Source organism: Massilia sp. BHUDP2, from assembly GCF_046236355.1.
Taxonomy (GTDB): Bacteria; Pseudomonadota; Gammaproteobacteria; order Burkholderiales; family Burkholderiaceae_D; genus Telluria; species Telluria varians.
The window spans coordinates 564032-576293 of sequence record NZ_JBJUVW010000004.1; the positions used below are offsets into that span (position 1 = coordinate 564032).

At 67.3% G+C, this 12262-nt stretch carries 11 protein-coding genes; all 11 read left to right on the top strand.

Features of this window, described 5'->3' with window-relative positions:
- Position 1: 1 nt before the first annotated feature.
- The 11 genes from ACK6C6_RS24140 (at position 2) to ACK6C6_RS24190 (ending at position 12158) form a co-directional block, all read left to right on the top strand.
- On the top strand, positions 2 to 2467 hold the full coding sequence (locus tag ACK6C6_RS24140) for an adenosylcobalamin-dependent ribonucleoside-diphosphate reductase (protein ID WP_409269675.1): 2466 nt from the start codon (positions 2 to 4) through the stop codon (positions 2465 to 2467).
- A gap of 102 nt (positions 2468 to 2569) precedes the next feature.
- On the top strand, positions 2570 to 3847 hold the full coding sequence (locus ACK6C6_RS24145) for an MFS transporter (RefSeq protein ID WP_036210343.1): 1278 nt from the start codon (positions 2570 to 2572) through the stop codon (positions 3845 to 3847).
- A complete protein-coding gene (locus ACK6C6_RS24150) occupies positions 3844 to 5484 on the top strand; it encodes a glycoside hydrolase family 43 protein (RefSeq protein ID WP_409269678.1) in 1641 nt (546 codons plus the stop codon). Before ACK6C6_RS24145 ends, ACK6C6_RS24150 begins: the two co-directional genes overlap by 4 nt.
- Before the next feature lie 36 nt (positions 5485 to 5520).
- The gene (locus tag ACK6C6_RS24155) at positions 5521 to 5901 is read left to right on the top strand and encodes a SirB2 family protein (protein ID WP_409269680.1); all 381 of its coding nucleotides are present in this window, start codon (positions 5521 to 5523) and stop codon (positions 5899 to 5901) included.
- 197 nt (positions 5902 to 6098) lie between these two features.
- Positions 6099 to 6611: an adenine phosphoribosyltransferase gene (locus ACK6C6_RS24160; RefSeq protein WP_209589689.1), complete on the top strand. Its 513-nt coding sequence runs from the start codon at positions 6099 to 6101 to the stop codon at positions 6609 to 6611.
- A 249-nt stretch (positions 6612 to 6860) separates the two neighbouring features.
- Positions 6861 to 7289, top strand: a complete 429-nt coding sequence (locus tag ACK6C6_RS24165) for a DUF1579 family protein (protein WP_409269682.1) — start codon at positions 6861 to 6863, stop codon at positions 7287 to 7289.
- Positions 7290 to 7376: 87 nt separating this feature from the next.
- Entirely contained in the window at positions 7377 to 8891 is a 1515-nt protein-coding gene (locus ACK6C6_RS24170) for a YifB family Mg chelatase-like AAA ATPase (RefSeq protein WP_409269684.1), read from the top strand.
- 45 nt (positions 8892 to 8936) lie between these two features.
- Entirely contained in the window at positions 8937 to 9449 is a 513-nt protein-coding gene (locus tag ACK6C6_RS24175) for a hypothetical protein (protein ID WP_209589692.1), read from the top strand.
- Positions 9446 to 10183, top strand: a complete 738-nt coding sequence (locus ACK6C6_RS24180; protein WP_409269686.1) for an ABC transporter ATP-binding protein — start codon at positions 9446 to 9448, stop codon at positions 10181 to 10183. Before ACK6C6_RS24175 ends, ACK6C6_RS24180 begins: the two co-directional genes overlap by 4 nt.
- 10 nt (positions 10184 to 10193) lie before the next feature.
- Complete coding sequence (locus tag ACK6C6_RS24185; protein ID WP_409269688.1) at positions 10194 to 11744, top strand: putative ABC transporter permease subunit; 1551 nt, start codon at positions 10194 to 10196, stop codon at positions 11742 to 11744.
- Positions 11745 to 11816: 72 nt separating this feature from the next.
- Positions 11817 to 12158 carry a DUF1840 domain-containing protein gene (locus tag ACK6C6_RS24190; protein ID WP_209589702.1) on the top strand — a complete coding sequence of 114 codons (342 nt, stop codon included), beginning with the start codon at positions 11817 to 11819 and terminating at the stop codon, positions 12156 to 12158.
- Positions 12159 to 12262 lie beyond the last annotated feature (104 nt).

The window sequence follows — 12262 nt, forward strand, 5'->3', positions numbered from 1 at the left end:
CATGAACGCGGTCGACCAGCCGGCAGGCGCTGCGATGGCGCCGCAGGAGGTCTCGCTCGACGTCCTGCGCGAGAAATACGCCAAGGGTGAGGAAAGCAGCATCCTCGACGTGCGCCGGCGCGTGGCGCGCGCCCTGGCGGCGCTCGAACCGGAGGAATGGCGCGCCGATTTCGAGGAGCGCTTCCTCTGGGCCCAGGAACAGGGCTTCGTTCCGGCCGGGCGCATCAACTCGGCCGCCGGCCTGGGACTGCAGGCCACCCTCATCAACTGCTTCGTCCAGCCGGTAGGCGACTCCATCTCCGGCAGCGAAGACGGTTTGCCGGGCATCTATACCGCCCTGTCCGAGGCTGCCGAGACCATGCGCCGCGGCGGCGGCGTCGGCTACGACTTCAGCGCGATCCGCCCGATGGGCAGCAAGGTCCACGGCACCCGCTCGCGCGCCTCGGGACCGGTCTCGTACATGGAAGTGTTCGACGCCTCCTGCCGCACGGTGGAGTCGGCCGGCGCCCGGCGTGGCGCCCAGATGGGCGTGCTGCGCATCGACCATCCCGACATCGAACGCTTCATCGCCGCCAAGGACGAAGGCGGGCTCACCAACTTCAACATCTCGGTCGGCGTGACCGACGCCTTCATGCGCGCGGTGGAAAGCGACGAGCTGTTCGAGCTGGTGCACCGCGCCGAGCCGGGCGACGAAGCTGCGGCCACTGCCTACCGCCGCGAGGACGGGCTCTGGGTCTATCGCCAGATCCGCGCGCGCGAACTGTGGGACCGGATCATCGCCTCGACCTACGACCACGCCGAGCCGGGCGTGCTGTTCGTCGACCGCATGAATCTCGAGAACAACCTCTGGTATGCGGAAGAGCTGCGCGCCACCAATCCCTGCGGCGAGCAGCCCCTGCCCAGCTACGGCTGCTGCGACCTCGGTTCGGTCAACCTGACCGCTTTCGTGGTGGACCCGTTCGGCGCCCATCCGTCTTTCGATTTCGAGCGCATGTGCGAGGTGGCGGCAATCGGCGTGCGCATGCTCGACCTGGTGCTGGACGCGACCGAATGGCCGCTGCCGCAGCAGGCCGCCGAGTCCAGGGACAAGCGCCGCATCGGCCTCGGCTTCCTGGGGCTGGGCAGCGCCCTCGTCATGCTGGGGCTGCGCTACGACTCCGACGAAGGCCGCGCCATGGCGGCGCGCATCGCCGAAACGCTGCGCGACGCGGCCTACGCGACCTCGGTGGCGCTGGCGCGCGAAAAAGGGGCCTTCCCGCTGTTCGACGCGGACCGCTACCTGGACGGCCAGTTCGTCGAACGCCTGCCCGACTGGCTGCGCGACGCGATCCGCAGCTACGGCATCCGCAACTCGCACCTGCTGTCGATCGCGCCGACCGGCACCATCTCGCTGGCCTTCGCCGACAATGCCTCGAACGGCATCGAACCGCCCTATTCCTGGACCTATCAGCGCAAGAAGCGCATGCCCGACGGCACCATGCGCAGCTACGATGTCGAGGACCATGCCTGGCGCCTGTACCGCCAGATGGGGCACGACATGGCGTCGCTGCCGCCGCAATTCGTGACGGCGCTCGAGATGCGCGCGATCGACCACCTGCGCATGGTGCAGGCGGTCCAGCCTTTCGTCGACACCGCGATCTCGAAGACCGTCAACGTGCCGGAAGACTATCCCTTCGAGGATTTCCGCGACCTGTACAGCCAGGCCTGGCATGCGGGCCTGAAGGGACTGGCGACCTACCGTCCGAACACGGTGCTGGGCAGCGTGCTGTCGACGGCGCCGCAAGCGCCACAGGCCTCCCTGCCGGACGAGGACCCGCTGCAGAAGCGCTTCGAGCGCCGCCCGCTGGGCGAGCTGGAATCGGTCACGTCCAAAATCGAATACTCGACCCAGGAAGGCCGCAAGACCGCCTACCTCACCGTCAGCTTCATCCGCGCCGACGGCATCTTTGAGGGCCGCAAGGTGACGGTGGAGCGGCCCTTCGAATTCTTCATGCCCTCGAACCAGCGCACCGGCGGCCAGCAGTGGATCACGGCCTCGATGCGCCTGCTGTCGATGGTGGCGCGCGCCGGCGGGCCGATCGCGCGGGCGCTGGCCGACATGCGCGACGTGGTCTGGGAAAAAGGACCGGTGCGCTGCGGTTACCTCACCCGCGAGGACGGCACCCAGGTGCCGGTCTACCACGACTCGGAAGTGGCGGCGATCGCCTTCATGCTGCAGCGCGTGCTGATCCGGCGCGGCTTCCTGGACGCCTGGGGCAACCAGGTGCCTGTGCCGGAGCTGGCGCGCCGCTTCGCCAGCCGCGGCGAGGGCGTGGCGCTCGAGGCCGAACCGCAGCCGCCGACCAGCTCGGGCGCCCTGCCCGCGGTCAGCGGCGCCAGGTGCCCGGAATGCGGCGCGCGGGCGCTGCGCAAGGTCGATGGCTGCACCCGCTGCGACGAGTGCCACTACGTCGGGGAATGCGGCTGAGGATGCATTCTTCCCCACTCCCGGCAGGCCAGAAAGTTTGCGCTAACATTTCTTCGAAATAATGTGATATGGTTGGCAACCCAACATAATGGTTGCGCAAACATGTTCACTCGGAAGATCAAAGGACTGCGCTGGTGGATGATCGGCCTGGTCATGCTGGGGGCGGTCATCAACTACCTGACCCGCAGCAGCCTGGCTGTCGCCGCGCCTACCCTGCTGAAGGAACTGGACATCAGCACCGCCGAATATTCGTACATCACGGCGGCCTTCCAGGGTGCGATCATGCTGCAGCCGCTGTGCGGCTATGTGCTGGACGTGATCGGCCTGAAGTTCGGCTATGCGATGTTCGCGGTGGCCTGGTCGATCATCTGCATGCTGCACGGCTTCGCCACCAACTGGCAGACGCTGGCAGTGCTGCGAGGCTTGCTGGGCCTGGCGGAAGGCTCGGCCAACCCGGCCGGGATGAAGGCGGTTTCCGAATGGTTTCCAGCCAAGGAGCGCGGCATGGCGGGCGGCATCTACAACATCGGCGCCTCGTTCGGCTCGATGCTGGCGCCGCCGCTGGTGGTGTGGGCCATCCTGCATTACAACTGGCAGTCCGCCTTCGTCATCACCGGCGCGCTCGGCCTGGTGTGGGTGGCGATCTGGCTGCTGCTCTACGATGCGCCGGCGCGCCACCGGCGCTTATCGAAAAGCGAGGCGCAGCACATCGCCGCCGGCCAGGAGCAGCACCTGGAGGGCGACGGCAAGCGCCCTTCCGTGTCCAGCATCATCAAGCAGCGCAACTTCTGGGGCATCGCGCTGCCGCGCTTTCTCGCCGACCCGGCCTGGGGCACGCTGGCGTTCTGGGTTCCTCTGTACCTGACGACGGTGCGCGGCTTCGACCTGAAGCAGATCGCCATGTTCGCCTGGCTGCCCTTCCTCGCCGCGGACCTGGGCTGCCTGTTCGGCCCCACCGTGGTGCTGTGGCTGCAGAAGCGCGGGGTGCGCCTGATCAACGCGCGGCGCGGCGCCTTCACGCTGGGCGCGATCATGATGATGGGCGTGGCTTTCGTCGGTTTCGTGGACGACGCCTATGCGGCGATCGCCCTGCTCAGCCTTGCCGGCTTCGCGCACCAGACCCTGTCGGTCACCGTGATCACCATGTCTTCCGACCTGTTCCGCCGCAACGAAGTGGCCACCGTGGCCGGCATGTGCGGCACCTTCGGCAACCTGGGCCTCCTGATCTTCTCGCTCCTGATTGGCGGCTTGATGAGCAGCGTGGGCTACACGCCCTTCTTCGTCAGCCTGGCGGTGCTGGACCTGGTCGCTGCCGTGCTGCTCTGGACCCTGGTGCGCGAGCCACGCCACGTCGACCTTCCCGTCAAGGAAACAGCATGATCCAGAATCCGATTCTGCCCGGCTTCAACCCCGACCCGTCCATCGTGCGCGTGGGCGAGGATTACTACATCGCCACCTCCACCTTCGAGTGGTATCCGGGCGTGCAGATCCACCATTCGCGCGACCTGGCCAACTGGCGGCTGGCAAGCCGCCCATTGAACCGCGCCAGCCAGCTGAACATGCTCGGCGCGCCCGACTCCTGCGGCGTGTGGGCGCCCTGCCTCACCTATGCCGACGGCCTGTTCTGGCTGATCTACACCGACGTCAAGCGCTACGGCCGCACCTCCACCGGCGGCGCGACCGGCAGCGCGTCCTTGCGCGACTTCCACAACTACCTGGTCACCAGCCCCAGCATCGACGGTCCCTGGTCGGACCCGGTGTACCTGAACAGCAGCGGCTTCGATCCTTCCCTGTTCCATGACGACGACGGGCGCAAGTACCTGCTCAACCAGTTGTGGGACCACCGTCCCGGCGGCAACCGCTTCGCCGGCATCGTGCTGCAGGAGTATTCAAGCGAGGAGCGCAAGCTGGTCGGACAGCGCGAGAACATCTTCAAGGGCACGGCGCACGGCCTGACCGAGGCGCCGCACCTGTACAAGCGCGCGGGCTACTACTACCTCTTGACCGCGGAAGGCGGCACCGGCTGGAACCATGGCGTGACGATGGCGCGCTCGCGCGCCTTGCGCGGACCCTACGAGCTGCATCCGGACGTGACCATCCTCACCTCGCGCAACCGGCCGGACGCGCCGCTGCAGCGCGCGGGCCATGCGGACCTGGTGGATACGCCGGACGGCGGCACCTGGATGGTCTACCTGTGCGGCCGTCCGCTGCGCAACCGCGGCACCTGCACGCTGGGACGCGAGACGGCGATCCAGCCGATGATCTGGGGCGAGGACGGCTGGCTGCGCACCCGCGACGGCCGCGGCATGCCCGAGTTGCAGCCGGAGACGCCGCAACTGGCGCAGCATCGCTTCCCGCCCGAACCGGAGCGCGAAGACTTCGACGGCCCGCAGCTGCCGCTCGCCTTCCAGTGGCTGCGCACCCCGTGGCCAGACGAAATTTTCAGCCTGGACGCACGCCCGGGCCACCTGCGCCTGTTCGGCCGCGAATCCATCGGCAGCCAGTTCCGCCAGGCCCTGGTGGCGCGCAGGCAGACGGCGCACTGCTACAGCGCCGGCACGGTCGTCGAGTTCGAGCCGCAGCACTACCAGCAGGCGGCCGGCCTGGTGTGCTACTACGGCGCGGCCAAGTTCCATTACCTGTACCTGAGCCACGACGAGGACCTGGGCAAGCACCTGCGCGTGATGAGCAGCCTGCCGAACCACATGCAGTCCGATGCCTTCAGCGCGCCGATTCCCGTGCCGGCGGGCGTGCCTGTGGAGCTGCGCGTGGAGGTCGACGAGGAGCGGCTGCTGTTCGGCTATCGCCTGCCCGGAGGTGAATGGCAATGGCTGCCGCAGGGCTTCGATGCCAGCATCCTGTCGGACGAGGCATCAGCGCCCGGGCAGCCCAATTTCACCGGCGCCTTCGTGGGCATGGCCTGCCAGGACATGGCCGGAACCGGCCTGCATGCCGATTTCGACTGGTTCGATTATCGCGAACGTGCCCTCGTGGCCGACCCGCGCGCCGCGACCTGAGGCATACTGGGCAGCTCATCAATTCCTGAACCTGCCATGCCTTACATCGCACTCAAGCACCTGCACGTCACCTTCGTGGCCCTGAGCGGCCTGCTGTTCCTGGTCCGCGGCATCTGGATGCTGCGCGCCTCGCCGAACCTGGAGCAGCGCTGGGCCAGGATCGTGCCGCACATCGTCGACACCCTGCTGCTCGCCAGCGCCATCGGCCTGGCGGTGGTGAGCCATCAGTATCCGGGCCAGATGCCATGGCTGACGGCCAAGGTGGTGGGCCTGGTGGCCTACATCGTGCTCGGCACCATTGCGCTCAAGCGCGGCCGGACCCAGGGCCTGCGCACCGCGGCTTTTGTGGGCGCACTGGCCTGCTTCGCCTACATCGTGGCGGTGGCGGTCACGAAGAATCCGCTGGTGGTCTTCTAAGGATCTCGCCGGACGCGTTCAATATTCGTTGCCGCGTAGATCCACATTGACACTGCAACGTCCATGGTGCACTTGCCTCAATTGCTAGATCGTCCGTGGTAGCGCTTCGACGGAGGTTGCTCCCGCTGCCTCCGTACAGACCGGCGCCAATCGTCGTACACTCCTCCCTTCGCTTCCCCACACGAACACATACTCTTATGAACGATTTCGACAGCGTTCCGCTGGAATTTTTCCAGGATTACCCGGAACCGGGCGTCAATTTCATCGACGTCGGCTGCATTTTCGATAACCCGGAACATTGGCGTATCGCCATCGACACCCTGCATGCGCGGACCGATGACTTGCACTTCGATTTCATCCTGGCCATGGACGCGCGCGGATTCATGATCGCCGGCGCGCTCGCGCTGGAGCACAAGGTCGGCTTCGCCATGGCGCGCAAAGCAGGTAAATTGCCCGGCAAGTCGATCAGCATCGATTACAAGCGCGAATACGGCAGCGCGACCATCGAGATCCAGCCGGAACGGATCAAGGGCCAGCGCGTGCTGATCGTCGACGACGTGCTGGCCACCGGCGGCACCATCGAGGCGGCAGCCTCCCTGCTGCGCCAGATCGGCAAAGAGGTGGTCGGCGCGGCCGCCCTGTTCGACATCGCGTTCTTCAAGGACAAGCGCGCGCTGACCATGCCGGTCGTGACCCTGCGGGACGTGTGAGGCCTGCGCCTTGATCGGTACGACAGCAGCAGTCAAGGCGATGGCGCCGGCGCTGCTGTTGATTTCCAATGTTTTACCAGCGTGGGCAACCGCTTCGCGCCGGGTGAGATGTAGAGCATATAAAGATCATCGGCCGGACTCCATTCCCCACCGCGACCATGCGTTCAAGCGCCTCATCGGTTCATAAGGACGAGAAATCGTCATCCGATGCAAGATCCATGACAATGAACTGAAAATAATCCGCGGAGATTGTCAGGCGATGGCCTTCTCCGAGCGCTGGACGGGAAGTGGGTAATGTCGGGGGACGTGAAGGGAACGCCAGTGACCTATACGATGGTCGCCGCGCCTGCCTTGCAAGGGACATTTACCGAGATGCGCATGAAGGATGTCCAGGTACCGGCAGAATACGAAGCCGCAGTCTTCATTGGCTATGACGGAGCGAGCCAGGCAATTCTTGTGCACTGGATGGATAATCACGGGCCAAGGTATTCCATTCCGCACGGAACAGGTCACATCGCTGGCAATACCATTCAATTTGTTTTCCCGTACAAGACAGGGCAGTTCCGGAACACCATGACCTACAAGCCCGACACCTCGACCTGGCGATTCGTGCTCGAGGCTGCGCAGCCCGACGGTTCGTGGAAGCATTTCGCGCGCTACGACGTCAAGCGAAACTGAGCTCACGCGCACGGTTGGCAGCGCTCAACGAGGAGTATTGAAGTCGGTGCCACCATCCTGGGAGTCCAGCCACTACCCAGGAGCCACATGAGCCTTGCCGTCTTACGTAGCCGCGCACTCGCCGGCATGAAAGCGCCGGCAGTCAGCGTGGAGGTTCATCTGGCCAACGGCCTCCCCGCCTTCACCATCGTCGGCCTGCCCGATGCCGAGGTACGCGAAGCCAAGGACCGCGTGCGTGCGGCGTTGCAGAACTCCGGCTTTACTATCCCCCCGCGCCGCATCACCGTCAACCTGGCGCCGGCCGACCTGCCGAAAGAATCCGGTCGCTTCGACCTGGCGATCGCGCTCGGCATCCTGGCGGCATCGCAGCAGATCCCGGCCGAGGCGCTGACGCGCTACGAGTTTGCCGGCGAGCTGTCGCTGTCCGGCGAACTGCGGCCCATCCGCGGCGCGCTGGCGATGAGCTTCGCCATGCGGCGCGAGAACGAAGACCAAGCGCGCGCCTTCGTCCTGCCGCTGGCCAATGCCGACGAGGCCGCACTGGTAAGCGATGCCGCGATCTACCCGGCGCGCACCCTGCTCGAGGTGTGCGCCCACTTCGTGCGCGGCGCGGGCGCTGCCCCGCTGGCGCGCCACCGCGGCCAGGCGCTGGCGGCCTGCGTCGACTATCCGGATTTCGCGGAAGTGAAGGGCCAGCAGAGCGCCAAGCGCGCGCTGGAAGTGGCGGCCGCGGGTACGCATTCGGTGCTGCTGATCGGGCCGCCGGGCGCGGGAAAAAGCATGCTGGCCTCGCGCTTCGCCGGCCTGTTGCCGCCGATGAGCGAGGAGCAGGCGCTGGAGTCCGCCGCGGTACAGTCGATTGCAGGCAGCTTCTCGCCGCAGCGCTGGGGCCGGCGGCCGTTTCGCAGCCCGCATCACAGCGCCTCGAGCGTCGCGCTGGTGGGCGGCGGCAGCCCGCCGCGTCCGGGCGAGGTCTCGCTGGCCCACCACGGCGTGCTGTTCCTGGACGAATTGCCGGAGTTCGACCGGCGCGTGCTGGAAGTGCTGCGCGAGCCGCTCGAATCGGGCCAGATCACGATCTCGCGCGCGGCGCACCAGGCCGACTTCCCGGCGCGCTTCCAGCTGGTGGCGGCGATGAACCCCTGCCCCTGCGGCTGGCTCGGACACGTGTCCGGCAAATGCCGCTGCACGCCAGAAAGCGCGCAGCGCTACCAGGACCGCGTCTCCGGCCCCCTGCTCGACCGCATCGACATCCAGCTGGCGGTGGCCGCCATGCCGGCGGAGAGCATCGGCGCCCAGGCCGACGGCGAGAGCAGCGCCGCGATCGCCGCACGCGTGGCGCAGGCGCATGCGCGGCAGCTGGCGCGCCAGGGCAAGCCGAACCAGGGCCTGGCGCCGCGCGAGATCGACCGCTACTGCCGCCCGGACGCGGCCGGCGAACGCCTGCTGCGCGCCGCGATGCAGCAACTGCACTGGTCGGCGCGCGCCTACCACCGCGTGCTCAAGGTGGCGCGCACGGTGGCCGACCTGGGCGGCGCACAGCACGTCGCGGCCGAGCATATCGCGGAAGCGATCCAGTACCGGCGCGCCTTCAAGGCGTGACGGCAGGGAGTATCCGCAGGGCGCGCCTCCTGTTACCATCGTGGCATGCACATCAAACAACTTGTCCTCGCTTCGCTGTCCGCGGTCCTGCTGGCGGGCTGCTCGCCCACCTATAACTGGCGCGACTACACCAGCGCCGAAGGCGCCTTCAAGGTGCTGTTCCCGGCCAAGCCGGCGACGCACACGCGCGGCATCGACCTGGGCGGCATCAAGGTCGACATGACGATGACGGCCGCCGAGGTGGAGGGCACGACCTTCGCCGTCGGCACTGCGGTGGCGCCGGATGCGGCCCTGGCCCAGGCCACGCTGCCCGCGATGCGCCAAGCGCTGCTGCGCAATATCGGGGCCAGCGATGCCGCGGAAAAGAACGCCGCGACGCCCGCCGGCGCGACGCTGGACGTCGACGCGGTCGGCAAGGGCAACAGCGGCCCGGTGCGCCTGGTCGGGCGCTTCGTCGCGAAAGGCACGCGCGTGTACCAGGTGATCGTGGTGGGCACACCGGGCGCGATGCCGCCCGAGCACACCGAGCAGTTCCTGTCCTCGTTCAAGCCGCAATGATGGCGGACACTAGCCCGGCCCTGCGGACCAGCGGCCTGTCCAAGTCCTTCGGCCGTCCGGCGGTCGATGGCCTGGAGCTGGAGGTGCGCCGCGGCGAGCTATACGCCCTGCTCGGCCCGAACGGCGCCGGCAAGACCACGACGCTGCGCATGGTGACCGGACTGGTGGCGCCGGATGCCGGCCGCATCGAGGTGCTTGGCATCGACCTGGCGCAGGCGCCACTCGATGCCAAGCGCCGGATGGCCTACCTGCCGGACGACCCCATGTTGTACGGGAAGCTCAAGCCCACCGAATACCTCGAGTTCGTGGCCGGCCTGTGGGGCGTGGAGGCGCGCGCCGCCGAGCCGCGCGCACGCGAGCTGCTCGACTGGCTCGACCTGAGCCCGCACGCGCACGAACTGACCGAAGGGTTTTCGCGCGGGATGAAGCAGAAGCTGGCGCTGGCCGGCGCGCTGATCCACGAACCGGAACTGCTGATCCTCGACGAACCGCTGACGGGGCTCGACGCGGCCGCCGCGCGCCAGGTCAAGGACCTGCTGCTGTCCCATGTGGCCAAGGGCGGCACCGTCATCCTCACCACCCACATCCTCGAGGTGGCGGAACGGCTGGCACAGCGCATCGGGATCATCCGCGAGGGGCGCCTGATCGCCGAAGGCACGCTGGCCGAGCTGCGCGAGCGCACCAGCGGCGGCAGCCTCGAGGACGTGTTCCTGCAGCTCACCGCGCAGCCATGAGCGCATGCTTATGAGTGCACAAGCGGGCAGCATCGCCTGGCTGTTGCGGCACGAGCTGCGGCTCATGTGGTTCAGCGCGGGCTCGAGCAAGTCGGAGAAGTCGCAACGGCGCCCCGGGCTGGCCGGACTCGCCGTCGTCGGGCTGGCCTGGCTGGCCCTGCACGCGATTGCCTTGTTTGTCGTGTGGCGCACCGCCGGCATCGATCTGCGCGATCCGCGGGTGCTGGTCGCGGTGAGCGCCCTGCTGTACGGCAGCATGACCTTCATGCTCTCCAGCGCCCTGAAGTCGAGCGTGCTGGTGCTGTTCGAACGGGGCGACCTCGACCTGCTGCTGTCCTCGCCCCTGCCCTCGCGCAGCATCTTCACCGTCCGCCTCGGCACGGTGGCTGCAGGTACTGCCGCCCTCTACCTGTTCTTCCTGGCGCCCTTCGCCCATGCGGGCGCACTGCTCGGCCACGTGGGCTGGCTCGCCGTCTATCCAGTCCTGCTGGGAACCGCGACGATCGTCGCCTGCGCCGCCATGCTGATGACGCTCGGGCTGGTGCGGCTCATCGGCGCGCGGCGCACGCGCATCGTCGCGCAGGTGATCGGCGCCCTGGCCGGCGCGCTGATCTTCATCCTGTCCCAGCTGTTCGCGCAGTTTTCGCGCTCGATGGAGACGCGCGCCGCGGCCGCGTTTGCGCGTGCCTTCGCCGAGGACGGCGCACTGGGGGCCGGAAGTCCGGTCTGGCTGCCGGGCCGTGCGCTGCTGGGCGAGCCACTGCCCCTGCTGGGCCTCGTGGCCCTGGCGGCGGCAGTCTTCGTGTTCACCGCGGCGCGGACCCACCGGTTCTTCGTCCATGGCCTGCAGCAGGCTGCGTCGTCCAGCCGCGCGGCGCGCCGGCCGGCGGGCGGCCTGCGCTTTGGCTTCGGCCGCAGCCTGTTCACGACGATGCTGCTCAAGGAATGGCGCCTGATCCTGCGCGACCCGCAGCTGATCTCGCATGTCGCGCTGCAGCTGATCTATCTGCTGCCGCTGTTCTTCATCATCTTCAAACGCAGCGAGGTGCAGCTGCCTGCCATGGCGGCCGGGCTGACGCTGCTGTGCAGTTCACTGACGGCGTCCCTGGCCTGGATTATCTTGTCGGCGGAAGACGCGCCCGACCTGTTGCGCCTCTCGCCCGCGCCGCCAGGCACCGTGCGCAATGCCAAGCTGGTAGCGGCGGTGCTGCCCTGCCTGGTCCTGGTGCTGGCGCCGCTGGCCTGGCTGATCGTGCGTGCGCCGCTCGCTGGACTGGGAGCTGCGGGGGCCGTGACCGGCGCCGTATGCGCGTCGGCGGTGATCGTGCACTGGTGCGGCCGTCCGGGTTTGCGCAGCGATTACGTGGCGCGTGGGAAGGGCGATCTCCTGAGCTCGATCCTCGGGATGTTCAACAGCCTGTCCTGGGGCGCGCTGGCCTGGTGCCTGGCGTCGATTGCAGCCGGCCCGACCGATCGGACCGTGGTCGGCGCAGCCTTCGCGGCGATGGGTGCACTGGCAACGCTGGGCATGTCCCGGCTCTTTCGCCGGCCACGCCCCTGAGTGCGTGCGCGGGATGAAAGCATTTCCAAGACGTGTTATCGTTTAGTCACTAACAAATCAATGGGCACAGCTATGTTGATTACATTCAAATGTAAATCCTATCCTGAGGTTCTGATGTACCAGGAACACGCCAAACGTATCCTGGACCTGCTGCACAAGGATACGGAACGCGGCGTCATCACCGCGGAAGAAGCACCTCGCGCGGTCGCGCTGCTCGAGGGCGAAATCGAGGAAAGCCGCAAGCACCAGATTTCCGAACAAGTCGAGCGCGACGTGCAGGCCCACCATGGCGAAAACGAAGATAACGAGCACGAACCGATCGAAGTCGTGACCTTCTCGACGCGCGCATTCCCGCTGCTGGAAATGCTGCGCTCCGCACGCGACCAGCATACCGACGTCCTCTGGGGCGTCTAACGCGCTTCCGGCAGGCCGATGAGCGGGGCGCAGCCCCGCTTTTTTTATGTCTGCCCGCCGCTGGGCAGCGTAGAAAAGCAAAAAACCCCACCAGGATCACCTGA

Coding starts and splice junctions, on each gene's coding strand:
- ACK6C6_RS24140 (WP_409269675.1), top strand. CDS start 2: ATGAACGCGGTCGACCAGCCGGCAGGCGCTGCGATGGCGCCGCAGGAG.
- ACK6C6_RS24145 (WP_036210343.1), top strand. CDS start 2,570: ATGTTCACTCGGAAGATCAAAGGACTGCGCTGGTGGATGATCGGCCTG.
- ACK6C6_RS24150 (WP_409269678.1), top strand. CDS start 3,844: ATGATCCAGAATCCGATTCTGCCCGGCTTCAACCCCGACCCGTCCATC.
- ACK6C6_RS24155 (WP_409269680.1), top strand. CDS start 5,521: ATGCCTTACATCGCACTCAAGCACCTGCACGTCACCTTCGTGGCCCTG.
- ACK6C6_RS24160 (WP_209589689.1), top strand. CDS start 6,099: ATGAACGATTTCGACAGCGTTCCGCTGGAATTTTTCCAGGATTACCCG.
- ACK6C6_RS24170 (WP_409269684.1), top strand. CDS start 7,377: ATGAGCCTTGCCGTCTTACGTAGCCGCGCACTCGCCGGCATGAAAGCG.
- ACK6C6_RS24175 (WP_209589692.1), top strand. CDS start 8,937: ATGCACATCAAACAACTTGTCCTCGCTTCGCTGTCCGCGGTCCTGCTG.
- ACK6C6_RS24180 (WP_409269686.1), top strand. CDS start 9,446: ATGATGGCGGACACTAGCCCGGCCCTGCGGACCAGCGGCCTGTCCAAG.
- ACK6C6_RS24185 (WP_409269688.1), top strand. CDS start 10,194: ATGAGTGCACAAGCGGGCAGCATCGCCTGGCTGTTGCGGCACGAGCTG.
- ACK6C6_RS24190 (WP_209589702.1), top strand. CDS start 11,817: ATGTTGATTACATTCAAATGTAAATCCTATCCTGAGGTTCTGATGTAC.